This is a genomic window from Rheinheimera tilapiae, assembly GCF_042432165.1.
GTDB classification, from domain to species: domain Bacteria; phylum Pseudomonadota; class Gammaproteobacteria; order Enterobacterales; family Alteromonadaceae; genus Pararheinheimera; species Pararheinheimera tilapiae.
Window position 1 is genome coordinate 583234 of record NZ_JBHLXP010000005.1, and the last position, 25009, is coordinate 608242.

Genomic DNA, 25009 nt, shown 5'->3' on the forward strand with positions numbered 1-25009 from the left:
ATGCACAAAGAATGTAGCAAAACACTATTCGACGATAGTTGCACTGCAGAAAGACAAAACCCGGCACAAACCGGGTTTTATCTGATCAAAGCTGCAGATTATTTCGCCAGTGATAACAGCAAGCTGTTTAAGCGGCTGACAAATGTCGCCGGATTTTTCAGGCTGCCACGTTCTGCCAGCAATGCCTGTTCAAACAGCACTTCGGCCCACTGTTTAAATTGGGCTTCGTCTTGCACGTCAGCGATATGGCGTACCAGTTGATGCTCCGGGTTCAGCTCGAAAATCGGCTTCACTTCCGGCACTTTCTGTCCGACAGATTCCATCAGCTTGATCATCTGCGTGCTCATATCGAACTCGTCAGTGACGACACAAGCCGGGCTGTCGGTCAGGCGATGACTGACTTTGACATCTTTGACCTGATCGCCGAGCGCCGTTTTAAAGCGTTCTGCCACGCCAGCAAATTGTTTTTCCGACTCTTCTTGTGCTTTTTTGGTGTCCTCGTCGTCCAACTTCGACAGATCCAGACCACCTTTAGCCACTGAACGCAGTTTTTTACCATCAAATTCTGTCAGATGCTGCATCAGCCATTCGTCGATGCGATCTGATAACAGCAGAACTTCCAGGCCCTTTTTGCGGAATACTTCCAAATGCGGGCTGTGTTGAGCCGCTTCAAAACTATCGCCAACCAGGAAGTAAATCTCGTCCTGACCTTCTTTCATCCGGCTGACATAGGCCTCTAAACCAACACTTTGCACAGCAGTATCAACATGCGTTGAGCTAAACCGCAGCAGTTTGGCAATACTTTCTTTATTGGCGTGATCTTCGGCCGGGCCTTCTTTTAATACCTGACCAAACTCATCCCAGAACGACTGATATTCAGTCTGATCTTCGGCTTTCGCCATTTTCTCCAACATTTTCAGCACACGTGACGTGCAGCCTTTACGCAGACTTTGCGTCACTTTGGTGTCTTGCAGGATTTCGCGTGATACGTTCAGTGGCAAGTCGCTCGAATCCAGCACACCTTTGATAAACCGCAGGTAGCTAGGCATAAACTGCTCAGCATCATCCATGATAAAGACGCGCTGGACATAGAGTTTCAGACCATGACGGGCGTCGCGGTTCCACAGATCAAAAGGCGCTTTTTTCGGCACATATAACAGACTGGTATAGTTGGTATTGCCTTCAACTTTGTTGTGGCTCCAGCTCAGCGGCTCAGTCCAGTCGTGTGAAATATGTTTGTAGAATTCCTGATATTCATCGTCACTGACTTCAGACTTATCGCGCATCCACAGCGCAGTCGCTTTGTTAACCGCTTTCCAGTGACCTTCGGTGGCCGGGATTTTCTCGCCGTCTTCTTCACGCTCAGCAGTACCCTCTTCCCACATTTCTACCGGGATAGAGATGTGATCTGAGTACTTGGTGATAATGCTTTCGACTTTCCACTTGCTGAGGAATTCACCTTCGCCGTCACGCAGATGCAGCACAATTTCAGTACCGCGGCTGGTTTTATCAGCGCTTGCCAGCGTGTAATCACCCTCGCCGGCTGATTCCCATTCCACCGCGCTGTCTGGCGCCGCGCCTGCTTTTAATGTGCGCACTGTGACTTTGTCGGCCACGATAAATGCAGAGTAAAAACCAACACCAAACTGACCAATTAACTTGGAATCTTTGCTCTGGTCGCCGCTTAATTGCGAGAAGAATTCTTTAGTGCCGGATTTTGCGATAGTGCCTAAGTGACTGATCACTTCATCGCGCGTCATCCCGATACCGTTATCGCTGATGGTAATAGTTTTGGCCGCTTCGTCCAGACTGACGCGTACGCGTAAATCGCCTTCGTTGCCATACAGGCTGCTGTCAGAGAGCGCCAGAAAACGCAGTTTGTCTGCCGCATCTGAGGCATTTGAAATCAGTTCACGCAGGAAAATTTCTTTGTTCGAGTACAAAGAATGGATCATCAGTTGCAGCAACTGTTTGACTTCGGCCTGGAAGCCATGGGTTTGTTTTTGTGTTGTTTCAGTCATTTACCGCTCCTTTCACACTAAATTCGTCAGCGCGGACCGGTTCAAACATACAAATGTTCCGGACTGGCCCCGCCTGTCATTTCCGGGTTCAGATCTGGGGTCTGTCATTTGTTTTTCAAGGGGGAGCAGTTATAACCAGCGATTGTGACCAATCGGTATTGATGGGATTGATGTTGCTCAGAACGGCTTGCGTCCACTTAACGCATAAGACAAAGTGCTACCGTCGAGAAATTCCAGTTCGCCGCCAACCGGCATGCCTTGTGCCAAACGCGACACCTGTACCCGATGCTTACGGCACAGTTCGGCGATATAAAATGCGGTCGCTTCCCCCTCCACAGTCGGATTGGTGGCCAGGATCACTTCTTCAATTTTGCCTTGACCCAGTTGTTGCGATAACGCATCCAGTCCCAATTCCGTCGGACCTACACCATCAAGGGGCGACAACTGTCCGCGCAGCACAAAATAACGCCCGGCAAATAAGCCGGTTTGTTCAATGGCAAATAAGTCCGCCGCACTGGCGACGATACAGAGCAAAGAACTCTGGCCACGGATCGGGTGCGCGCAGATCTGACAGATCTGGCCTTCGCAGAACGTGCGGCAACGCTGGCAGTGGCCAACTTTGGTCATGGCGGAGTGCAAGGCAGAGGCCAGTTGTAAACCAGCCTCGCGATTGCGTTCCAGCAATTGGTAAGCCATACGCTGCGCTGACTTGGGGCCTACCGATGGCAGTACCCGCAGCGCATCAATCAGTTTTTGCACTAACGGCGTATGTTTACCCATGCATCACCTCAGGATTAAGCTGCTCAGAATGGCATTTTAAAGCCCGGCGGTAACTGCATACCACCGGTCACTGACGCCATGCGCTCTTTACTGGTTTCTTCGACCCGGCGTACCGCATCGTTGATCGCAGCAGCGATTAAATCTTCCAGCATTTCTTTGTCATCAGCCATCAGGCTGTCGTCGATGCTGATCCGGCGCACATTGTGATTGCCAGCCATAGTCACTTTGACCATGCCAGCGCCGGCTTCACCGGTCACTTCCAGCCGGGCGATTTCTTCCTGCGCACGCTGCATTTTTTCTTGCATCGCCTGCGCCTGTTTCATGATGTTACCCATGCCACCTTTAAACATATTCTGTACTCTCAGCTGTATTGATAATGGCGGCCAAGATAATCACAAAGCCGCAAAATTACAAGATTCCGCCCGTGCCGAAGACGCGGACTGGTGAATTAAAATACTTCCAGACTATCAGGTAACCATTCACCGGCAAAATCGCGGGCGATGGCATTTAATGTCGGGTCTTCCTGCAACACCTGATGCACATAACGCCGGCGCGCCGCATCTATACGCTGTTGCAACGCCTGCGGGCTGGCCGGGACCTCATCGACAAATTCAATGTCGACGCTCAGTGGCAAGCCAAATGACTCTGCCAGCACCGACTGTAATTGCGCGCGATTACGCTCCGAATCAAGATGACGCTGCGAACTACTGACCTGAAGAGTTAACTGATTACCATCCAGCGTCATACTACTGTGTAACAGGAACAACCGCATCAGGCCACCAATACGCAGGCTGTCTATGCGCTGCGCCCAGGCATCGACCTGACTGCTACTGCGCACGGCAAAGTTGCCGGCGTGGATCTGGCCATCAAACGTCAGGTCGGCTTCTGTGCCTGCAACCGTCTGCACTTCAGCGATGGTTTCGCTGGCAAAATCGAGATTGTCCGGCAATTCCGGCACGGCCAGACTTTCCAGCAAAGCATGACGGATCGGCTGCACTGGAGCTGCGCTATAAGATTGTTGCCATTGCCATTGTTCAGTGGATTCGACCACGTCGGTGATGTCTGCATCATCTTCTGTCGGGACAACCGCCTCTACAGGTCTGGCGACTGGCACGTCTTCGTCCATCTGCTCTTGATCAACGCCATCATCCACTTGTGGCGTTTGTTCAGGCAATTCATCCCATGGCGGGATATCCGCAGGCTTTGGTTGTACCGGACGCGCAGCCGCTGCTATCGGACCGGGCGCTGCCACAGAGGCATCAACTAGTGTTGGTGCAGCGACTACAGCAGCAGTTCTGGCAGGTAATACGACAGGCGCCTGCTGGCGCTCAGACTTTTTTGGTTCGTTCGAAGCCGCCCGCTGCAGACCACGGCGTGCCAGAATACTGGCCGTAACTGAATCGATACCACTGCTCGCCGCAGATTCTGGTGCCGTTTCAGGCGCCGACACTGCGGCTGCCTTTTCGACCGGGGCTGCAACAACAACTGGTTCCACAGTGAGTTGCGCTGTTGGTAGCAGCTGCGCAACTTGCAGCTGCGGCACCTCGGTTTCGGTTGATGGCGATGCAACAGCTGGCATTTGTGCTGGCGCCACATGCGCCGCCGACAGCGCTGCTGCCCGGCCGGCACTTACTTCCGGCATAGTGCCGGCTTTGGCCGGTACAAAAGCAATAGCACGAAGCAACGCCATTTCCAGACCAATCCGCGGCTCGGGGGCATATGGCAAGTCACGTTTGCCGGATAACAATAATTGGTAATACAGCTGGATCGATTCCGGCGCGTGCGTCTTGGCAACAGCGCGAACAAAAGCCGACTCGGTCAGCGCCAGTTCGGAAGCACTCAGCTGATACTGTGACAACGCAGCCAGATGTAACAGCGATAACATGTCATCTAACACCGCCTGAAAATGGCTGTGGCTACTGACCAGTTGCTGAATATGCGCTTGCATCCCAAATAAGTCGCGGTTAAGCACATCCTGCAGCAGGATCTCGGCCCAGCTTTGCTCCAGAAACCCGAGCATTTCACGCACCGCGCCGAGGCGGATATCGCCGTTAGTCTGTGCGATCGCCTGATCAGTCAGACTGAGAGAATCGCGTAAACTGCCTTTGGCGGCCCGCGCCAGCAACGCCAGCGCTTCGTCTTCGGCAGCGATACCTTCCTGGCCGAGGATATAATTCAGATGCTGTTTAATCTGGCTTTGCGATAGCGCCTTTAAACTGAACTGCAAGCAACGCGACAACACGGTGATCGGCAACTTTTGCGGATCTGTGGTCGCCAGTAAGAACTTCACATGAGGCGGCGGTTCTTCCAAAGTTTTCAGCAGCGCATTAAAACTGTGTTTAGACAACATGTGCACTTCGTCGATGAGGTACACCTTATAGCGGCCACGGGTTGGCGCGTACTGTACGTTGTCCAGCAGATCGCGGGTATCTTCAACTTTGGTGCGGCTTGCCGCATCTATTTCCATTAAATCGACGAAAAAGCCTTTATCGATTTCGGTACAGGCACTGCAGATACCGCAAGGCGTGGCGGTGACGCCCTGTTCGCAGTTCAGACTTTTGGCAAAGATGCGGGCGATGGTGGTTTTACCAACGCCGCGCGTACCGGTAAACAGATAAGCATGGTGCAGACGATTTTGCGTCAGCGCGTGCGTCAGTGCAGTTTTGACATGCTCCTGCCCCACCAACTGACCAAAATTCTGTGGCCGCCATTTGCGCGCCAGCACCTGATAACTCATGTGTTCACCTTGTCGGAAGTCGCGCTGGCATCATGCCGGTACGCAGGTCGGGTTTAGTGTCCCGGAAAATCAACCAGACTGTGGATGGTCAGACCCAGCGCTTCAAGACGCAGCTGGCCACCGAGATCCGGCAGATTGACGACAAAAGTAGCATCCGTGACTTGACCGCCTAAACGACGGACCAGTTTTGTCGTAGCATCAATAGTACCACCAGTCGCCAATAAATCGTCAACTAACAGGACTTTATCTTCTGGTGCGATCGCGTCCAGATGAATTTCCAAAGTGTCCTGACCGTATTCCAATTGGTAGCTTTCCGCGATAGTTTCACGCGGCAGTTTGCCCGGTTTACGCACCGGCACAAAAGCCACGCCCATGGCATAGGCCAGTGGCGCACCAAAAATAAAACCACGCGATTCAGTGCCGACAATTTTGGTGATGCCATGGCCACTGTAATGTTGCTTCAGATGATCAATTACTGCGGCAAAAGCGGCGCCATCCTGCATCAGGCTGGTCACGTCGCGAAATAAAATGCCTGGCTTCGGATAGTCCTGCACTGACTTGATGACTTGTTCAAGTAAGCGGCTTAATTCGGTATGCGTCATGGAGAAATCTCTATATTAAATTCGATAAAAAAACCGCCTGCAGGCGGTTTTTCGGTCTGGTCGCTCGGCTTAACCTAAAATGCGCAACCAGGTTACCAGGGGCGGTTGGCACAACAGCAATACAAACACAGCGACGAAGCCTAACAAATGCCACACGCTGAAGGATTCTTTAAAATTCTCGTCTGCCATCGACATCTTTCCAGTGCAAAATAAGGGGGGGTCGATTTTAATAAAAAAATCTGGCAATAGCCAGTGATTGTCGCGGCGGCCAGGCGCATTTTTATCGGAAAAATTCTGGTCGGAACTAAGGTCAACGATACGGGCACTGAAGGCTAGTTTTCGGCCGCAGCAGTGACAATGCCGCGCAAGGCAAAATCGGTCAACAAAGGCGTCACCTCGGCCAATAACTGGTCGCTGTCCCATTGCGGAACATAAGGCTGCAACCATTCAAGATAGGTGCTGATTTGCTGACCTGGTTCTGCCAGCATCAACTGCAACAATGCGGCACTCCAGGCGTTCAGTTCGAGAAAGCGCACCTGATCGGCATGATCGCGGTACAACAGCAAAAACACCGGTTGTGCCGCCGGCGCAGTCGGTTGAAACTGTACTGAAATTTGCTGTACCGGATATTGATAACAACACAGACGCGCCAGTGGCGACAAAGCCAAAGCGGAATTAGGACTAAATTGCCAGCCTGACGCGGCCATCGCGATATCAGTCGCCAATGCCAGTTCCAGCCACTCATATTCAGCCAGCTCCAGCGCAAACAGGGGCAATTGTTCTTCGACCTGCGGTAGCCAGTGCAGAAAAGCTTGGGAAATATGCAGAAAATAAGGACTATGCAGCCGCTGTTCGCGGAAAAACTGCCGGCACAACGCTTGCCAATGTGCTGCAGAAACAATCGACAGCAACACCGGAAAAGCGCTGGAAACAAAATTCTGTACATTGTTAAAAAACAATTCTTCGTAGACGGCCATCCGCTCAGGTCGCATGCCCGCCGGCAAAGGCGCGCTTGGATCTTTGATCCGGTTTATAAAGGCCAGCTGTTGCTGCTGAAAGCTGTGCATCAGGCAGCCCCGCTGTTGAGCCGCGATGCTTGCCGCTGGATCTGACGGATCTGTTCAACTTCCGTCATCAAGTCAGCAAAAGGCGGCAGATTAAAGTCGCGCTCTAATAATGTCGGTTTAACGCCATGCACAGCATAAGCTTCTGCTAACAAAGCCCAGACCGGGTCATTGACATCACTACCATGGGTATCAATCAGTAAGTCAGCACTTTGGCGTAAGTGACCTGCTACATGGCAATAGCGAATGCGTTGGGTCGGTAGCGCACGCAAAAAAGCACTGGCGTCATAACTATGATTAACCGAATTGACATAAATATTGTTCACATCGAGCAGCAAACCACAATCTGCCCGATCCAGCACTTCGCCCAGGAATTCCAGCTCAGACAAGGTCGATGCAGGCGTGTCGTAATAAGAGATATTCTCCAGCACCAGCTCCTGCTCCAACACGTCCTGCACCTGACGAATACGGGGCACCAGATAATCAATAGCTTCAGCACAAAAAGGCACCGGCATCAGATCATACAGATGCCCTTGCCCCGAACAATAACTCAGATGCTCGCTGTACAAATGCACCTGATGTTGACGAAAAAACTGTTTCAGCTGATTCAGAAAGACCAGATCCAGCGGATCCGGCCCAGCAATAGACAGCGACAAACCGTGGCAAATCAGCGGATATTGCGCCGCGACCTCCGCAAACTGGCGTTGCAGCCGGCCACCAAAGGGGATCCAGTTCTCCGGTGCGACTTCGATAAAATCAATGCCCTGCTCGCCTTGTTGCAACGGGGCCAGCAGCTCACGCCGCAGGCCCAATCCAACGCCTTGGATCGGCGGCATATTAGTTCATGCCGCCGCATTTACCTTCTTTGGCTTTGTCTGTGCCGGCTTTTTTGTCGCCACCGCACTTACCTTCACCGCACTTGCCCTCACCACATTTACCTTCTTTGGCTTTATCGGCGCTGGCGTCGGCTTTCTTGCCTTCACCGCATTTACCTTCGCCACATTTGCCTTCTTTAGCTTTTTCCGCGCCAGCTTTTGGATCTGCTGCTTGTTGTGCCGCACCATCAGGTGACTGCTGATAACCAGAGCTCAGTTCTGTTGCCTGAAACGCCTGAGCGGTGCCACTTAAACCGGCCAGCGCGGATAACATCAGGCCACCTAAGGCTGCTTTGACTTTTTGTTGTTGATTCATCTGCTAAATCCTTCTGTTGTTTTGAACGATGTATTGGGCTACCGGTTTATTGTCACCGATAACACACCAGACCGACGTCACTGGGAATTTCTTTCGCCGAGCATAGTAAAATTTTGCAATGACCGGAAGATCACGCGGGCCACCAACGGGGATTTCGCGGTGACCGGCGGTTGCGTCGAAAAAAATCCTGCAACTGTAGATAGCTTTGATCTGTATCAGCACAGAGCTGGTGGTCTTTTGCCACACTGCAGCCTCAATCATTATTTCAGCGCTGAGGATCTTATGCCCAAGTCTCTCATTCCGGAATTACGTGGCCAGTTACAGCAGGAACTTCAGCAGCTACGCGAGGATATCTTTTCCTACCTGCAACGCGATCATGCCGACGAATTCAGTCACTTATTATTGCAGCTTGAGCATCAGGCACTAAGCCATTGGCCTGAATTGTTGCGGCATTGGCTGACGCCCGAACTGGAACAAAAAAGTCGTAGACTCGAATTGGTGCAGGCAGCGCTTAGCCAGATGGATATGGGTCTGTATGGACTCTGTTCGGATTGCGAAGCCCGAATCGAACGTGAGTTACTGCAGCAAGACCCGGCCAGACAGCGTTGTGCCCGCTGTGAACGTCAGTTGCACGAAAACAAAAGCCGGGCTCTTTGTTAAAATGGACGAAGTGGTCGTCCAATCCGGCTGGCCGCTTTACCCTGTTTTCTGTTAATTTAGCCACATTCTGCTTTGAACTCAGTGTTGATTATGCACGCTCAGCAATTTCTTCAGGCTGCCATTGCCGCTTTTGGTCAGGGCCAGCTGGACCGCGCCGGTCAATTCGCCTTACAAGTCTTACAGCTGGTGCCGGAACAACCCGATGCTTTGCATCTGCTGGCTTTATGTGCACGTCAACAAGGCCAAGCCGACCAAGCGTTGCAATGGTTTAAACGCAGTCTGGCAGCAGCGCCGGCACAGAGTGTCGTCTGGTCCAACTACGGCAATCTGTTGCAACAACTGGAGCAAACTGACCAAGCCGAACAAGCTTACCAACGCGCCTTGAGTTTAGCGCCAGAACAAGCTGACACCTGGCTCAATGCTGGTTTGCTGGCGTTACGGATCCAGCAACCGGCTTTAGCACAGCAACGTTTGCAAAAAGCGCAGCAACTGCGGCCAGATGACCCACGTAGCTATGCTCCTCTCGCCAGTGCGTTGGCACAGCTGCAACAAGTCACTGCGGCGTTACAAACATTGGAGCAGGCACTAGTTCGCTGGCCTGCGCAGTCGCAGTTGTTATGGCAAAAAGCCCAGTTACTCCGAGATCAACAACAAGCAGGCGCCGCAGCAGAGATCATCCGGCAAATGCTGATTGCCACACCACAACAGGCAGATTTGCACTTTATTGCGGGCTGTCTGCAACACGATTTAGGTCAGGATCAGCATGCGGAATCCGCGTTACTGCAAGCTATTGCGCTGGAACCTTTACATATCGGCGCCCACGAGGCGCTCAATCAGCTGTACTGGGAACAACAAAACCTGGCAAAGTTCCTACAGTTAACCAGCCAAACACTACAGGCACAACCCGAGGCATTGGCGCTGCGTTATTGCCTGGCCACCTTGTTGATCCAATCAGGTGATAATAGCGAAGCGACGCGCTTGCTCGAGGCTGGTCTGCATTTACATGGCCGTTTGCCTGACTTGTTGCATGCGCTGGGAGTACAAGTTGCGAAAACGGGTGATATTCGTCAAGCCGCAGCACTGACCACTGAAGCATTACAACATCCGCAAACACCGCCGGCATTCCGGGTGCGGGCCCTGATTGATGCCGCAAACTATGCCATTCGGTTGCAGCAACTAGACCATGCCGTGCAGCTATTGCAGCAAGCTCGGCAGCTGAGTCCACAGGATCAGGAGATCTGGGCTTATTTGGGTACTTGTTGGCGTCTGCTAGGCGATGCAAAAACCGACTGGCTGAATAACTACCCAACTTTGATTGACGCCCGGCCTCTGCCGACGCCACCAGGTTATCAAAGTCTGGCAGAGTTTCTGGCCGTGCTGAACCCGGTGATCCGACGTTTACATACCAGTACGCGTCAGCCGTTAGATCAAAGCGTCCGCGGTGGCACTCAAACTTTGGGACGGCTGTTGTCTGAACCAGACCCGGCGATCCAACAATTTCGTGCCGCATTGGAACAAAGGATCCACGAATACCTGCAGCGTCTACCGCAAGATGCTGAACATCCACTGCTGGGCCGAAACAACAAGCAATTCCGTTTCTCCGGTAGTTGGTCAGTCCGGTTAGCCGATCAAGGTTTTCATACCAATCACGTGCATCCGCAAGGTTGGTTATCTGCCTGCACCTATCTCGAGTTGCCAGACTGCATCCGGCCGGACGACCCATTGCGACAGGGCTGGCTAAAACTTGGTGAAACCTCTCTGCTGCTGGGTGATCAGGAAGAAGTGGCGCAGGCAATTTGCCCCGTGCCGGGTCTTGTTGTGTTATTTCCAAGTTTTGTCTGGCATGGCACTTATCCGTTTCATACCAGCAATGGTCACGACTTCCGCATGACAGCCCCCTGCGACATCATGCCGGTTTGAGGGTCAGACTGGATCACCACTCGCATCAATCAAACCCGCGGCAAATAACCGTTCACGCACAGGGGTCAGTTCATTTGCAAACTGACGCCACTTTTGCACAGATTTTTGGTGAATAGGTTGACGGACCTGCGCTGCGCTAGCTGTGGTCGAAGCAGATTTAGCCTGATGGAAGGCCAGTAAGTCTTGTTGCCATGGTAAATCACACCAATCCAGGATCCGTTTCGCCTGGCTCTCGGGCTCAGCGACCACCTGTTCATAATGCACATCGAGGATTTGCCCCGGCAACACCTGGTGCCAATGCGCCATCAGCTTTTTATATTCGATAAAATAATCTGCCAGCTCATCCAGCTGATATGAAAACGAATAGACCTGATTAAACAAGGTTTTATAAATTGCAAAACAGGTATCGAGCGGGTCCCGCACTAAATGGATGATCCGGGCCTGCGGTAAAGCTTTTTTAATCAGGCCACAGTAAATAAAGTTAAATGGCAATTTATCGATAAAAATTGGCTTGCCCTGCGCCATCGCTGCGGCTTGTTGCAGGTAGCGGGCGCCCAGTGCCGGATAATCGATTTGTAATGCCGCCTCAACTAAAGAACCAACTCCTTGAACTTGCTGGGCAGCGAGCCCCACTTCCTGCGGAAAATCCGGAAATTCACCAATCGAGATAACGTCAGGATGCTGGCCCAGGATCCGCTCGACGAGGGTTGTGCCAGTGCGCGGCATGCCAAGAATAAAAATAGGTTTCAGTGTCGATATGGCCGCAGGCGTCGGGACTGATCCAGCCTGAGCAAAAAACGCGGCGTTAAAATGCTGCCTCATAGCGGCGAAGGTTGCGAACTCGCTGCGGGCGTCATACCGCAGTTGCTGGCGTTTTTGCGTCGCCGCCTGACGCAGGGCCACAAAAGCAGCCGCATAGTCCCCAATATCTTCTAACTCTTTGGCAAGCGCATAACCTGCACCGACAGCATCTTGTGGCCTGAGCGCTCGCTGTGCTAAACGCTGTTGCAGGTCAGCAATATGATTATCGTCGTTGCTGGCGCTGCGGGTAGCAGATCTCAGGTGCAGCACGTTACCGGCCAGCGGCAGTTGCTCCAGCACCAGTGCGAGATTCTGTTGCGCGGCTGTCATTTGATTTAAAAAAAACTGTGCCAATGCCAGATCAAAACGCAAAGCTGCATCCTGCGGCGACCAGGACACGGCTTGCTCCAGCCAGGGTAAAGCTGCTGAAGGATCATCCAGCGCACTATATACCGCCGCGACGGCCCGGTAAAAACCCGCATCCTGAATCGGTGCTTCGGCGATCAAAGCTAACATCTGACGACACTCTAAGCGCCGGCGTGTTGCCACATAGTGCTGCGCCAGACGCAGTGCCGCGCCTGCCTGCTCATCTCTTCTGCGGCAAATATCGGTAATAATCGGCACAACTGCAGCGTCATTGCCACTGCTTAAAGCCAGCTCCAGAGCAAGCACGCGCCACTGCGGGTGATCGACCTGATGGCGCTGTAAGAAAGTTTCAACAGCCTGAAATTGCTGTTGGCGTAACGCCTGATAAACCTGTGGCAGTAGTTGCAAAAAGGATGATAGAAGCGCTTCAGAAGACATGACAATTCCCAATACCGCAAGAAATGAGATAAGAGTGCTCAGTTCCGGCCCGCACTGCAACTACTCTTTGCAAGCGCACACCAGATACAAAATGACCTGATAAAAAAAGCCGGCAACAGCCGGCTTTTTTCGGGGTTCAACTTCGAATTAGAAGCGAACTGTTACGCTAGCGTGCAGGTAACGACCCAGAGTGTCGTAGTAACCTGATACGGTGTTCGCGTTTGTAGACAGAGTCAGACCAACCATTGGAGGTTCTTTGTCCAGTACGTTGTTCACACCGGCCAGTAAGCTAACATGGTCGTTCAGATCGAATGAACCAACTAAGTCCAGGTAGCTCTGAGCACTGATGCCATCTGGGATCAACTGATCAGTAGTTCCCTCGTAGTCAACCTGACCATAGTAACGCCATTTCGCTGTAGCTGACCACCAGTCACCTGTGGTGTAGCTGGCTGACAGCGTGTGACGCCATTTTGGTTGAGCGAAACAGTCGATGCTGACGTTACCAGAACAGTCATAAGTGGCTGAATCGTTACCTGGCAGTGATTCGTACTCTTTCTTCATGTTGATAGAGCCGATCATCTTGACGGTCAGTTTACCACCGAACACTTCTTGTTCGTAGTTAGAGCTAACGTCAATACCACGCCAGTGACGGCTGGCTAAGTTGATGTTCGTTGCTTGAACGAAACCAGCGTTACCTAACCACAGGCTACCTGTAGGAGCACGTTTGATGTTGTTACAGAACGCAGCAGCACCTGTCGTAGCACACTGGTCAACAGTCAGCTGAGCAGATACGTTACCGATAACTTCATCCAGTTGGATATCCCAGTAGTCGATTGACAGGTTCAGGTTATCCAGTGGTTGACCAACGATACCGAAAGACATGGTATCTGCAACTTCTGGTTTCAGATCCGGGTTACCACCGAATACGCCGTTGTACTGACCAGCCGGGCTGGCAGAAATTTTGCCGTATTGTGCCGCAGTTACACCAGTCAGCGCACATTGTGCAGCTGAGTATTTCGGAGTTGCGCCTGAACAGCCGTCAGTACCGCCCCACAGACCGTTGGTTTGCGGTGCGAACAGTTCACCAACGTTTGGTGCACGGACTGCACGGTTGTAGCTGGCACGGATTTTCCAGTCGTCGATCGGAGTCCAGTCCAGTTCAGCTTTGTAAGTTGGCTCGCTACCTGAAGTTGAGTAATCTGAATAACGACCACCCAGACCTAAAGTAACATCTTTGAAGATACCAACTTCTTCAACCAGCGGGATGCTTAATTCACCGAACACTTCTTTCACGGTGTAACCACCTTCGATAGAAGGAGTCTGGCCGCCCTGACCTAACAGTAAGCCTTTAGCAAATACTTCGTCCGCAGTACGTTCGAATTTGTTTTCACGGTGTTCAACACCGATTACAGCAGCGACTGGCATTGAGTGAGATGGCAGAGTAAAGCCCAATTCACCTGATGCGAAACCGTTCAGGATTGTTTCTGAAGTCACACCTTTCATGACCGCAGTACCAGTCAGGTTGCTGGCTTGTGCGCCAGTAATACCTTGGTATTTGAACACTTGGTAAGGGATACATGAACCAGTACATGGATCAGCACCTTCAGCACTTAACGCTTGCGCGATACGTGGGCCGAAGAAGTCGTTCAGGTAAGCAACACCAGAAGTAGTGACACCGTGCTGGAATGACAGGTCATAAGACCATGTATCGTTGATGATACCTTCAGTACCAGTTACCACGCGGAAAGAGGTGTGTTCCAGGTCTGACTGACGTGGGCCACCTTCTGTGTTCCGTTTACCGATATAAGCGGCAACTGTTTTCACGTCGTTACCGAACGCGGTACGGAATTGACCACGTTGTGCATCGCTGAACAACGGGTTGTTGATATCTAAGTGATATTCTTCCGCGTAGAATGTACCTGATTCAGCAATCTGCGCCACAGTACGGTCGTTCATGAACGACACTTCTAAGTACGGACGAACATATTCGCTGATTTCATAGTTGGCGAACGCACCTAAAGTGTAACGCTCGTCAGGACGCATGAAGTGGTTGATTGGCGCATAGTTGTAGATGTTACCAACTGAAGGAATGAACTGGCTGCTTGAATTCAGCGTCCAGAATTGTTCCTTGTCATAGTCAGTTGCACCGTTCACTACCGGATAGAAGTAGAAGTTAGGCACTACCGCGTTACCTGAACCACCACAAGCAGTACCGGCGTTGTTTAACGCACAAGCTGAGTAGTCACGGGCTTCTTGACGCAGTTCATCAACCTGACGCCAGGTTGCATATGCAGTCACGTGGCCTTTTGAACCTAATGAACCACCCATAGTCAGATCGATATTGCCGGTTTTACCGTCAATGCCTGAGCTGCCTGTAGGGTAAGTGAACTTACGTTTGTCCATCAGACCCTGGATGTATTTGTTGTCGTTGTCATGCTGGTAACCTGAACCACCTAAGGTCAGCTCCATGCCTTCGAAATCTTTTTTCATCACGAAGTTAACAACACCGGCAACCGCATCCGCACCGTAAGTAGCAGAACCACCACCGGTCAGCACTTCTACGCGCTCAACCAGGGCTGAAGGGATTTGGTTAACGTCAGCTGCACCAGCGTTGTAGATACCGCCTGGTTGCAGACGACGGCCGTTGACCAGCACTAATGTACGCTGAGCACCCAGACCACGTAAGTCCAGTGTCGCGTTACCTGAGGCGCCGTTGGCCTGGAATGAAGTTTCTGACGCTTCGATTTGCGGCAGGCTGTTCATCAAATCTTCGATTTTGGTGAAACCTGACAGCTTGATGTCTTCCGCAGAAGTGATTTGTACCGGGCTCGCAGTTTCAATGTCGGTACGTTTAATCCGTGAACCTGTAACTTCGATACGTTCTACTTTGTCTTTCGCTTCTTCAGTCTGCTCTTGAGCAGACACAGCAGTTGAGGTAAAGGCTGCTGTTGAAGCTGCGCCGAATGCAAGGGCAATACGCACGGCATTTGCTGTTTTATTGTTACTAAACATTATTATCTCCCTGGACCACTTAGCAGTGATTTTGTTGTCTGTAAGTCAACTGGCATTACCCGCCATACTGGTAGTTCGGGCAATTTTTTCCGCTATGCGCGGAAACTGACCACTGGATAATAAGAGTATTTTTTTAAACGGGTCAACCGCTTTTACACAAATTCCCACAGAGATTTGCAGATGCAGGGAACTATTCGCCAAGCCAGCAGTCGTGCCGCTTACAGGGAATATGCAAAGATTCGAATGAAAGGAAAATAATAAAGGGTAATTATGTTTTTTATATGTTAGCAGTCGGGGCTTATTTGGTAAATTACCCCTTTTTGCATCCGATTAAGTGAATTTTTCAGCCGCATGACTGTTTGCTCGAAATTTAATCTCGTAAAAAAATCAATACAGATTAATTCTGCAGAATGTTGTTACAATTCTGAGTCAAAAGCGCAAAATTTCTTACATATGACTGATAACAGTTCTTATTGCGTTTTTAACAGAGTCCAATTGCCGTCAGTTCAATGGCAAAAAGCTATGTGCAACTGAAGCGCTAAAACTACTTTCAATAAAAAAGCCGGCATCAGCCGGCTTTTTTTTAACAGTTCAATGCTGAATCTATTAGAACTTCTGAGTGAAGCTCACGTAGTAGAAACGGCCTGGTGTACGGTAGTTCGGGTCGAAAGAGTTAGCGAATGCTGAATAAGCAACCGGTGGTTCTTTGTCGAAAATGTTACGCACACCAACTGAAATATCGCTGTTCCAAGGTGAAGTCCAGCCGATTTGACCGTCAAAGTACACAGTCGCTTTCAGCTCGTTGGTTGCCCAAGCTTCGTTTGGTACTTCTTTTGGCTGACCATTGGACAGGGTATAACCCATGCGAGTGCCATCTGGGTTTGAACACAGATTTTTCAGTGCTGGTTGTTTCAGACCATTCGCAACACCGATAACCAGGTTACATTCTTCAGTCAGTTTACCCAGATACTGAGCAGTAACTGACGCGTTCCAGTCATCTTTGCTCCACGTCAGAGTCGTGTTTGACTTCAGACGGTAAGCTGTACCACCACCAGAAGCACCAGCTGTCAGACGACCTGAAGCGTTACCACCAGACAGAGAACCATCCAGAGTCAACTCGCCACGTTTCAGTTTACCCAGTGAACCATCATAGATCACGTAAGCGTTATCGTTGTTGATGCGCCAGGTACCGTAATCAGTGGTGAAACGGTAATCGATGTTCAGGTCGACACCTTCTACATGTGAACCACCTTTGAAGTTCTGGTTGGTCAGCGCCATAAAGTCAACTTCGCCGATGTTGCCGTTCAGAGCACCAGTTTTGTCACGAGTTAACAGCTGACAGTACTTGGCATCGCCTTCTTTGTAGCAACCATCAAACACACGTTGTGCACTGTATGAACCAACCGCATTGGCGATTTCGATTTTGTACCAGTCTAATGTCAGGCTCAGACCTTCGATGAAGTCTGGGCTATACACCACACCACCGGCCCATGACTCAGAAGTCTCTGGTTGCAGATCCGGGTTACCACCTACTTTTGCCTGGATTTGAGGCAGTTTCTGCACGAAACCAACTGGTACACCGGCTGCGGCACAACGTGCAGCGATATCGGCAGCAATTGGTGCTGAACCTGCTGGTGGCGTTGAACATGGATCATTCGCGGTTGGACGCGAGTCGTTCATGCCTTGGTACAGTTCCTGAATGGATGGCGCACGGAAGCCTTCGTTAAAGCTGGCGCGGAACATCACTTCAGACGTTGGGCGGTAAGTCAGTTTATAGCTGCTATTGGTGGTGTCACCAAAGGTAGAATAATCTGAATAACGGGTAGAAACTGACAGGTCCAGACTTTCTACAAATGTAACATCAGCCAGTAATGGCAGGTTTGCTTCTAAATAAACTTCTTTCAGGCCATAACCACCTTTGGTTGGGGTGGCAGCGTTATCACCCAATACCTGACCTAATACAGTCAGCGGCTCTGGGCTGGTGAAACCTGATTCACGGCGGATCTCAGTACCAGCAGCTACCTGAACCATACCAGCTGGCAGTTCAAACAGGTCTGTGGTGATGTTCGCCGAGTAGTCCCACATTTTGGCGTAAGCTAAGTCACGTGGTGCTACAGATACATAATCCAGCATGGCTTGTGTTACGCCTGTTGGACCACCGAATACGTTAAATGGCACACAACCAGCAATTGGAGCCGCCACGGTACCACAAGTCGGTACGCCTTGCGCATTCACGAAAGATGGACCCATCGCTGTAGTGAAACGGCCTGAATGGAAGAAACCTTCTTTCAGTGCAACGAATGAGTTGTCAGAGTAAGTTGCCGCAGCATCCCAAGTGAAGGTGCGGTCTACCAGTTCAAATTCACCATCTAAGCTGGTACCAAAACGCCAGGTATCCACTTCTGCACCAAACACACGTGGAGAAACGATTGGGCGGAATGACGCACCAGAAATACGCGTTTTGAACGGGTTGTACATGTTGGCTGCGTCAACAACCATTGGCGTGCCGCTTAATGGCTGAGCCGCCAGCTGTGCAGTTGAAGTCCGCTCGTTGAACAGCACTTCTGTTTTCCAGTTCAGTGTATCGGTGATGGCATAACCACCTTGCGCGTACAGAGACAGTGTTTCAGAAGGTTGTTGGATATAGTTCACTGGTGCGAAGTTATAACCATCTGTGTTGCCGTTAAATGGTCTGAAGTCAGCTGTTGAAGTACAAACTTTGTTTGCAACACAACCAGCTTTGCTCGGGTCCAGCGTCATCGATACGCCATTGACCGGGAACTGACCATATGGAGTCGTTGGTGATGCGCGACCGCCGTTGATCGAAACGTTTGCTGGCAGACCATAGATAGGCACTGAAGAGATCTCACGATCGCCGCCCATGATTGGCTCTTGCTTGGTATAGCTGACGTTGATCAGGGCGTTTGACTTCTCGGTAGAAGTACCGAAAGTCGCAGAATAAGTTTCACGTTTGCCATCTTCAAAAGACGTCTGACCGTTGTAGGCAGAGATTTCTGCACCATCAAAGTCGTTTTTAGTGATGATGTTTACAACACCACACATTGCATCGGTACCGTAGATTGAAGATGCGCCATCTTTCAGAATTTCTACAGAGCGGATTGCAGCCAGTGGGATTGTTGATAAGTCCACAGCACCATTCAGGTCAGCCACCCAGCGACGGCCGTTAACCAGTACCAGCGTGCGGTTAGATGAACAGTTACGCAGGTTGACGCGCGATGCACCACCAGTGTTACCGTTGTTGGTTTGTAAGCCTAAAGCGGCACCGTTGGTTGAAATTTCTTTTAATACGTCACCGACGCTGACCAGACCTGAACGAGAAATATCTTCCTGGCTGATAGCCAGAACTGGTTGTGCGGTTTCCATATCAGTACGTTTGATACGAGAACCAGTCACTTCAATCCGTTCTACTTTTTTCGCTTCTTCAGTTTCCTGAGCAACAGCATTAGTGCTCAGAGCAGCTGTAGAAGCAGCACCGAATACCAGTGCCAATCGAACCGCGTGGGTAACTTTGGTATTTGTAAACATTGATTTTTCTCCCTGGACCACTTAAGGAAAGTGATTCTATTTGTAAAGTTAATACCGGCGTATTAACGAAAAGTATCGGGACCTAACACAATACTGGCAGCATAAATATCGGATTTTATTTTTAAGGTCAATGCATTTACTGGGAACTTCATCGCATCAAACAGGTCACGCCATCCGTTCTTACATTTGTGAACAAAATCAAAATAACCACCACTTAACCCAATTTAATATTCAGATACAAACACTTACGCACGAACTTTGCATGCCAAAAAACCACAATTTTACGATTTTATTAACATTTGTAGTGGTGTTTATTTTGTCTCAAAAATCTGGTCTGACCACGCCAAATCTGCGAATTAGTTTGCCGCAGAGGCATTCTGCACATTAGACTGGCAACACTGTACTTTCATACAGATCTTCTTATGCTAAGCGACGCGCTGAAACAACAAATCCGTTCTATTCACCAACAAATGAAAGCAAACCTACCGGGCTATCAGCCAAGGCCAGGTCAAAATCAGCTGGTCGCTGAGATGGCCAATATTTTGGCCGGTAGCTATCACAACCACGATCGGATTGGTTTGATTGAGGCCGGCACTGGCACTGGCAAATCACTGGCCTATCTGATGGCCGCCATTCCATTGGCACTGGCACAGAAAAAAACCTTGGTGATTGCCACCGCCACAGTAGCGCTGCAGGAACAGCTGGTGAATAAAGATTTGCCATTCTTCCAAAAACATAGCGGTATAGATTTCCAGTTCAGTCTGGTGAAAGGCCGCCAGCGTTATGCCTGCATTCAGCGCCTGCAGCAACAAATTCAACAACCTGAATTATTTGCGCAGGTGCAGTTAGGTCAGTTGGCGCGTTTGCTGGAGGACTGGAAAAGCCGCAGCTGGCTGGGAGATCGCGATTCATTGCCCGAAGCATTGCCGGAGACAAGCTGGCAATTGCTGCAAGCCGACGCCTATCACTGTCCGCGACAGCATGCGGCGCACCGCAACTGCCCTTTCCATTTGGCACGCGCCGAAATTGAGGACAGTCAGGTGCTGGTGGTGAATCACGCCTTGCTGTTGGCCGATCTTGATGCCGGCAGTAGTGTGTTGCCAGCCCCCGAAGACTGCATTTACGTCATTGATGAGGCACACCATCTGGCCGATGTGGGCCGGGATTATTTCTCGGCACGCGCGTTACTCAGCAGCGAAGCCAGTCTGTGGCAAGATAAAGTGCAAAAATTGAAGCAAATGCTGAACAAGCTGTTGCCACAACATGCTGCCATTGGTGAGCTGCTGCGACTGGCAGACGCAACCGATGAGTTTTTTGGTCACTATCAGCCGGTACAACGCCAAATTGCGGCGTTATTCCGGGCCGCTGCCGGCGATGAACCTCATGTCAGGTTCGCCGATGCGATATTGCCGGATTTACTGCAACGCCAGGCAGAGCCACTGCGCGACAGCAGCCAGAAGGTACTCACGTCCATCGACAAACTGTTTCAGTTACTGCTCGAAGTGGCCAATGACGGCAAACTGTCTACCACTGCTTTAGCCAGCCTGCAGCAGGAACTGAGTCAGTTACAGCAAAAATTCAGCAGTCAGGCTGAACTGTGGGCCTGCTGGAACCAATCACAACACCATGTCAATCAAGCACGCTGGCTGGAAGCGGACGCCCAGCATATCAGTGGTCATGCCTGCCCGTTATCGGTCAGTTTTCAGTTAGAAGATTTGTTATTTAGCCAGGCTCAGGCCGTGTTGTTATGTTCTGCCACATTAAAAACGCTCGGCAGTTTTGAGCATATCAGCCGTGAATTGGGCCTGACCGATCACCCGGGCTTGCGCCAGCTGGAAGTCGCTTCGCCTTTTGCCTTTCGCGAACGTGGCCTGATCCACATTCCGCGGCTGAACACGGAGCCCACTGCAGATGCTTTTACCGACGAGCTCTGCCAGCGTCTTGCCAGCTTTTTGCAGCCAGATGCCGGCAATCTGGTGTTGTTCGCCTCGTACTGGCAAATGGAACAGGTCGCCGCAGCCATACGCCAGCAAGGGCTGAGTTTGTTAGTGCAAGGTGAAGCCAGCCGGCAGGCGCTACTGGATCTGCATAAAAGTAAAATTGACGGCGGCAGTGGCAGCATTTTGTTCGGCACTCAGAGTTTTTCCGAAGGTCTGGATTTGCCGGGCAAACTGCTGACCAATCTGGTGATCACCAAATTACCCTTTGCCGTCCCCACTTCGCCATTTGAAGCGGCCATGGCAGAAGCCATCACTAAACGCGGCGGCAATGCCTTTCTAACCCTGACGGTGCCGGCCGCGGCACGCAAACTGGTGCAGGCCTGTGGTAGACTGCTGCGCCAGGAACAGGATTATGGCCGGATAGTGATCCTCGACCGGCGTCTGGTCAGCAAATCTTATGGCAGCGCTATGTTAAATGCCCTGCCGCCCTTTCAACGTCAGATAGATGAATAATCATGGAAGTACTGCTCGACCCCACTACACTGGCTTTGCTCTGTGCTGTTGCCTTTGTCGCCGGTTTCATTGATGCCATTGCCGGAGGCGGTGGTTTGTTGACAGTCCCGGCGTTATTGACTGCCGGCCTGCCCCCACATTTGGTGCTAGGCACTAACAAGCTGGCCGCAACTTTTGGCTCGCTGACCGCTTCTTACACTTATTATAAGAAAAAGCTGTTTGATCCCCATTTCTGGCGCCACGCGTTGTTGGCTACCGCGATTGGCGCCTGTATCGGCGTGCTGGTGGTAGATCAAATCAGCAAAAGCGCATTGGAAAAAGTGCTGCCGATATTAATCCTGCTGGCAGCCATTTATAGTTTGTTCGCCAAAGTGCCGCATGATGACCAGCAGCAATTACCGCTGCAAAACCGGCAACACATCTGGACTCAACGCACTCAGGGGTTCGTGCTGGGTTTCTACGACGGGATCGCCGGACCAGGTACCGGTTCATTCTGGATGGTCTCCAGCATGGCGCTGTATAAAATCAATCTGCTGCTAACCAGCGGCCTGGCCCGCACGATGAATTTTATTTCTAATGGCGTGGCATTAGTCACCTTCGGCTTATTAGGACATATTCATTATCAGCTTGGGATTGCGATGGGACTGTGCCTGATGGCCGGCTCTTATCTTGGTGCTCACACGGCGATCCGGTTTGGCAGCAAACTGATTAAACCACTGTTTATTTTGATGGTCATGGCGATTGCAACCCGACTTTTGTGGCAACAATGGAGTCATACCTGATGGCGGCACAGCAACTGCTGCAACAACTCGAACACCAGTTACTTACTTTGGCAGCACGGGCTGGCAAGCTTGATCAGCATTTGCCGGACTGGCAGCAACGCGATTGCTTTTCAAGTCAGTTGTTTCAGACCCGTTCACGCCATTTACTCGACTATGTGCAGGAAAGTATGCAGCTGTGTCAGCGAATTAAGACTTATCTGGATAAACCGCAAGCCCTGCAATCTCAACAAATGTTGTGTGAAAAACTGGCGGCACAGGTGCAAGCCCTGATGCAGGCCTTCTCTAGCCAAGATGTGCGGCAAAAAGAACAAGCACCGAAATGGCGCGCGGCGCGCAATAAAACCGCACCGGCAACAGTGGCACGACATCAGGCTGGTCAGCTGCTGGCGCAACTGGGCGGCACAGCTCAAGCCATGCACCAGCAGTTAGCTGAGTATCGTGGTTTTGAGCGCCGTCTGCAGGACATGGTGCAGGAATCAGCCCAGCTGCAACAACCACCGGCCATGCAGTTGGCTTTACATGCCAGGCTTGGCCGTTGCCGTAAAGCGATTAGTGCGCTGGAAGCGGAGATCCAGTGGTACGAACAGCGCGGACGTAAATCCTGATGCTGCCAATGGTCTACCACGAATGCTACAGCGATTTGGTATTGCCGGAACGGCATCGCTACCCGATCGGTAAGTATCGTGCGCTCTATCAGCATTTATTGCGCGTCGGCGTGCCGGAAACCTGGTTTGAGCTGGATGCGCCGCCGGCAACTCCGGCGCAACTCGGCTTCGTGCATCACCCGGATTATATCGACGCGTTGTGTTATGGCCGACTCGACAGCAAAGCGATGCGCCGGATTGGCTTTCCCTGGTCAGAATTTCTTCTGCAGCGTAGTTTGCAATCGGTTGGGGGCACTGTCCGCACCATGCAACTAGCCCTCAAACATGGCGTCGCGCTGCACCTGAGCGGTGGCTACCATCATGCCTTTGCCGAAGAAGGCGCCGGCTTTTGCCTGTTTAACGATTTAGCCGTGGCGGCCAAAGCCGCACGGCAACAAGGTGTCGAAAAAGTGCTGATTTTCGACTGTGACGTGCATCAGGGGGACGGCACTGCCCTGCTGTTTGCGGACGAACCGAACATCATCACAGCATCTCTTCACGGCGAGAAAAACTTCCCGGCGCGCAAGCAACAATCCAATTGGGATATTGCTTTACCAACGCACTGTGGCGACGAGGACTATCTGGACGCAGTCAAAACCAGTCTGGATTATTTATTACACCTGCATCAACCCGATCTGGTGTTGTATGACGCTGGCGTTGATATCCATCAGGACGACGATTTAGGCCTGTTGCAAGTTTCCACCTTGGGCGTGTTTCAGCGCGATCGTTTTGTCTTTGAGCGCTGTCGTGCCTTACAGATCCCAGTGGCAGCAGTCATTGGCGGCGGTTATCAACGCGATATGACCAAACTGACCGGAGTGCACAGCCAATTATTCCGTGCTGCTTGCGCCGTCTACACGCCGGCGCAAGCATTACTCTGGGACTGATTAACCCGCATCCCCGGAGAAATAGAACCCCAGCTGCCGCCGCACCGGAGCCGGCAGAACCGGGAGACTGGCTTTGGGCACTAAAAAAGTGGCCATATGAAATAAGTCGGTGAACACGCGGTTTTTCTCCGTCGTGCGTTTTAGGTAGTCATGGCCACTGGAGCCACCGGTACCAATTTTGGTCCCGAGCATCCGCTGCACCATCATCGCGTGTTTATAGCGCCAGATCGTCAGGTTTTCATCGATTTCGGTCAGACAGGTCAGTACTTGAAACGGCAAGTTAAACACCGGTTCTTCCTGATACAAACTAATAAACAAGGCGCCTAACATCGCACGCTGACTCAAACGGAAGCTGCCTTGTTGTTGTAACTCGGCGTACTTGTCTGCATCGAGCAACGCATTAAACTTCGCGCGGGTACGTTCAATCTCATCGAGCTGTAACTGCCGCTCCGGCGCTGCCAGCGCAGCAATTGATTCGACAGTTTGCTGATCTTCGTCGAGCATTTGTGCCGTTACCTGCTGGTACATCTGCCAGAAACTGAAATCGCCAAATTCCAGGAATGGCATCCGCTCAAGCCAAGCCTGCACGCGCTCAAATAGCGATGGCAAGGTTTCAAAGCTTTGCAGGAACTCGCGGTCTTTGTCGTTCAGCCGGTTATAAAACGAGTTTTTGTCAAAATCGATGCGGAACTCACTTTTCAGGCCCAACCCAATTTCCAGCATCTTAAATTGCACCGACTGAAAACCAGACGCCGGTACCAGATAGTCGCGAAACGACATAAAATCCTGCGGTGTCATCGTTTCCATCACACCAATCTGCTGGTTTAGCAGCTGCTGAATGGTAATGACCCGCTTGAGTTTATGCACCACGCCAGTCAGTTGCTGGTCGTGGATCACTGGTTCAGCGAATACGGTCAGCACCGCTTTTAACTCATGCAGAATTTGTTTAAACCAAAGTTCATATACCTGATGCACCACGATAAACAAGGTTTCGTCATGCGCTTCATTGCCATAACGGGCACTCTCGGGCGCTTGCGCCGCCAAGATTTTGTCGAGTTGCAGATAATCGCCGTAATAGCAGGGAGTGGTATTTTTTTGCATTTTT

Annotated in this window: 18 protein-coding genes; 6 read left to right on the top strand and 12 right to left on the bottom strand. The window is 51.2% G+C overall.

From position 1 onward, the window contains the following. Nucleotides 1-98: 98 nt before the first annotated feature. From htpG to ACFFJP_RS19100, 8 genes are all read right to left on the bottom strand, one after another. Complete coding sequence (gene htpG / locus ACFFJP_RS19065; protein WP_377248088.1) at nt 99-2021, bottom strand: molecular chaperone HtpG; 1923 nt, start codon at nt 2019-2021, stop codon at nt 99-101. Nucleotides 2022-2198: 177 nt separating this feature from the next. After that, complete coding sequence (recR, locus tag ACFFJP_RS19070) at nt 2199-2801, bottom strand: recombination mediator RecR (protein WP_377248091.1); 603 nt, start codon at nt 2799-2801, stop codon at nt 2199-2201. Between the two features lie 23 nt (nt 2802-2824). Beyond that, nucleotides 2825-3151 carry a YbaB/EbfC family nucleoid-associated protein gene (locus ACFFJP_RS19075; protein ID WP_208932304.1) on the bottom strand — a complete coding sequence of 109 codons (327 nt, stop codon included), beginning with the start codon at nt 3149-3151 and terminating at the stop codon, nt 2825-2827. 98 nt (nt 3152-3249) lie between these two features. Continuing rightward, complete coding sequence (gene dnaX, locus ACFFJP_RS19080) at nt 3250-5538, bottom strand: DNA polymerase III subunit gamma/tau (protein WP_377248094.1); 2289 nt, start codon at nt 5536-5538, stop codon at nt 3250-3252. A 53-nt stretch (nt 5539-5591) separates the two neighbouring features. Further along, nucleotides 5592-6140 carry an adenine phosphoribosyltransferase gene (apt, locus tag ACFFJP_RS19085; RefSeq protein ID WP_377248097.1) on the bottom strand — a complete coding sequence of 183 codons (549 nt, stop codon included), beginning with the start codon at nt 6138-6140 and terminating at the stop codon, nt 5592-5594. A 332-nt stretch (nt 6141-6472) separates the two neighbouring features. Further along, complete coding sequence (locus ACFFJP_RS19090; RefSeq protein ID WP_377248100.1) at nt 6473-7207, bottom strand: HvfC family RiPP maturation protein; 735 nt, start codon at nt 7205-7207, stop codon at nt 6473-6475. Next, nucleotides 7207-8040 (bottom strand): HvfB family MNIO-type RiPP peptide maturase, encoded by an 834-nt coding sequence (locus ACFFJP_RS19095; protein ID WP_377248103.1) that lies wholly within the window; start codon nt 8038-8040, stop codon nt 7207-7209. Before ACFFJP_RS19095 ends, ACFFJP_RS19090 begins: the two co-directional genes overlap by 1 nt. Before the next feature lies 1 nt (nt 8041). Continuing rightward, complete coding sequence (locus ACFFJP_RS19100; RefSeq protein WP_377248106.1) at nt 8042-8395, bottom strand: HvfA family oxazolone/thioamide-modified RiPP metallophore; 354 nt, start codon at nt 8393-8395, stop codon at nt 8042-8044. Between the two features lie 282 nt (nt 8396-8677). Here ACFFJP_RS19100 and ACFFJP_RS19105 point away from each other — a divergent pair, with 282 nt between their 5' ends. Both ACFFJP_RS19105 and ACFFJP_RS19110 read left to right on the top strand, forming a co-directional pair. Further along, nucleotides 8678-9055 carry a hypothetical protein gene (locus ACFFJP_RS19105; protein WP_377248109.1) on the top strand — a complete coding sequence of 126 codons (378 nt, stop codon included), beginning with the start codon at nt 8678-8680 and terminating at the stop codon, nt 9053-9055. Nucleotides 9056-9145: 90 nt separating this feature from the next. Further along, entirely contained in the window at nt 9146-10975 is a 1830-nt protein-coding gene (locus ACFFJP_RS19110) for a tetratricopeptide repeat protein (RefSeq protein ID WP_377248112.1), read from the top strand. Nucleotides 10976-10978: 3 nt separating this feature from the next. Here the strand turns inward: ACFFJP_RS19110 and ACFFJP_RS19115 are convergent, their stop codons facing one another. The 3 genes from ACFFJP_RS19115 to ACFFJP_RS19125 form a co-directional block, all read right to left on the bottom strand. Then, nucleotides 10979-12580, bottom strand: a complete 1602-nt coding sequence (locus tag ACFFJP_RS19115) for a tetratricopeptide repeat-containing sulfotransferase family protein (RefSeq protein WP_377248115.1) — start codon at nt 12578-12580, stop codon at nt 10979-10981. A 147-nt stretch (nt 12581-12727) separates the two neighbouring features. After that, nucleotides 12728-15592, bottom strand: a complete 2865-nt coding sequence (locus ACFFJP_RS19120) for a TonB-dependent receptor domain-containing protein (RefSeq protein WP_377248118.1) — start codon at nt 15590-15592, stop codon at nt 12728-12730. 606 nt (nt 15593-16198) lie between these two features. Beyond that, nucleotides 16199-19138 carry a TonB-dependent receptor domain-containing protein gene (locus ACFFJP_RS19125; protein WP_377248121.1) on the bottom strand — a complete coding sequence of 980 codons (2940 nt, stop codon included), beginning with the start codon at nt 19136-19138 and terminating at the stop codon, nt 16199-16201. A 422-nt stretch (nt 19139-19560) separates the two neighbouring features. Here ACFFJP_RS19125 and dinG point away from each other — a divergent pair, with 422 nt between their 5' ends. The 4 genes from dinG to ACFFJP_RS19145 are packed head-to-tail and all read left to right on the top strand — an operon-like array spanning nt 19561 to nt 23904. Next, the gene (gene dinG, locus ACFFJP_RS19130) at nt 19561-21591 is read left to right on the top strand and encodes an ATP-dependent DNA helicase DinG (RefSeq protein ID WP_377248124.1); all 2031 of its coding nucleotides are present in this window, start codon (nt 19561-19563) and stop codon (nt 21589-21591) included. Between the two features lie 2 nt (nt 21592-21593). Next, a complete protein-coding gene (locus ACFFJP_RS19135; protein ID WP_377248128.1) occupies nt 21594-22373 on the top strand; it encodes a sulfite exporter TauE/SafE family protein in 780 nt (259 codons plus the stop codon). Next, entirely contained in the window at nt 22373-22978 is a 606-nt protein-coding gene (gene priC, locus ACFFJP_RS19140) for a primosomal replication protein PriC (RefSeq protein ID WP_377248131.1), read from the top strand. Before ACFFJP_RS19135 ends, priC begins: the two co-directional genes overlap by 1 nt. Further along, nucleotides 22978-23904, top strand: coding sequence for a histone deacetylase family protein (locus ACFFJP_RS19145; RefSeq protein WP_377248134.1), 927 nt, complete (start codon nt 22978-22980; stop codon nt 23902-23904). The genes priC and ACFFJP_RS19145 overlap by 1 nt, the downstream gene beginning before the upstream one ends. Here the strand turns inward: ACFFJP_RS19145 and ACFFJP_RS19150 are convergent, their stop codons facing one another. After that, nucleotides 23905-25005, bottom strand: a complete 1101-nt coding sequence (locus tag ACFFJP_RS19150) for a tryptophan 2,3-dioxygenase family protein (RefSeq protein ID WP_377248137.1) — start codon at nt 25003-25005, stop codon at nt 23905-23907. It lies immediately after the preceding gene. Nucleotides 25006-25009 lie beyond the last annotated feature (4 nt).

Bases quoted from the DNA above. Each gene is read 5' to 3' on its own strand.
- ACFFJP_RS19150 (WP_377248137.1), bottom strand. From the start codon at position 25,005: ATGCAAAAAAATACCACTCCCTGCTATTACGGCGATTATCTGCAACTC.
- ACFFJP_RS19110 (WP_377248112.1), top strand. From the start codon at position 9,146: ATGCACGCTCAGCAATTTCTTCAGGCTGCCATTGCCGCTTTTGGTCAG.
- dnaX (WP_377248094.1), bottom strand. From the start codon at position 5,538: ATGAGTTATCAGGTGCTGGCGCGCAAATGGCGGCCACAGAATTTTGGT.
- ACFFJP_RS19075 (WP_208932304.1), bottom strand. From the start codon at position 3,151: ATGTTTAAAGGTGGCATGGGTAACATCATGAAACAGGCGCAGGCGATG.
- ACFFJP_RS19135 (WP_377248128.1), top strand. From the start codon at position 21,594: ATGGAAGTACTGCTCGACCCCACTACACTGGCTTTGCTCTGTGCTGTT.
- ACFFJP_RS19125 (WP_377248121.1), bottom strand. From the start codon at position 19,138: ATGTTTACAAATACCAAAGTTACCCACGCGGTTCGATTGGCACTGGTA.
- ACFFJP_RS19105 (WP_377248109.1), top strand. From the start codon at position 8,678: ATGCCCAAGTCTCTCATTCCGGAATTACGTGGCCAGTTACAGCAGGAA.
- ACFFJP_RS19100 (WP_377248106.1), bottom strand. From the start codon at position 8,395: ATGAATCAACAACAAAAAGTCAAAGCAGCCTTAGGTGGCCTGATGTTA.
- ACFFJP_RS19115 (WP_377248115.1), bottom strand. From the start codon at position 12,580: ATGTCTTCTGAAGCGCTTCTATCATCCTTTTTGCAACTACTGCCACAG.
- ACFFJP_RS19120 (WP_377248118.1), bottom strand. From the start codon at position 15,592: ATGTTTAGTAACAATAAAACAGCAAATGCCGTGCGTATTGCCCTTGCA.
- ACFFJP_RS19145 (WP_377248134.1), top strand. From the start codon at position 22,978: ATGCTGCCAATGGTCTACCACGAATGCTACAGCGATTTGGTATTGCCG.
- priC (WP_377248131.1), top strand. From the start codon at position 22,373: ATGGCGGCACAGCAACTGCTGCAACAACTCGAACACCAGTTACTTACT.
- apt (WP_377248097.1), bottom strand. From the start codon at position 6,140: ATGACGCATACCGAATTAAGCCGCTTACTTGAACAAGTCATCAAGTCA.
- ACFFJP_RS19095 (WP_377248103.1), bottom strand. From the start codon at position 8,040: ATGCCGCCGATCCAAGGCGTTGGATTGGGCCTGCGGCGTGAGCTGCTG.
- dinG (WP_377248124.1), top strand. From the start codon at position 19,561: ATGCTAAGCGACGCGCTGAAACAACAAATCCGTTCTATTCACCAACAA.
- htpG (WP_377248088.1), bottom strand. From the start codon at position 2,021: ATGACTGAAACAACACAAAAACAAACCCATGGCTTCCAGGCCGAAGTC.
- ACFFJP_RS19090 (WP_377248100.1), bottom strand. From the start codon at position 7,207: ATGCACAGCTTTCAGCAGCAACAGCTGGCCTTTATAAACCGGATCAAA.
- recR (WP_377248091.1), bottom strand. From the start codon at position 2,801: ATGGGTAAACATACGCCGTTAGTGCAAAAACTGATTGATGCGCTGCGG.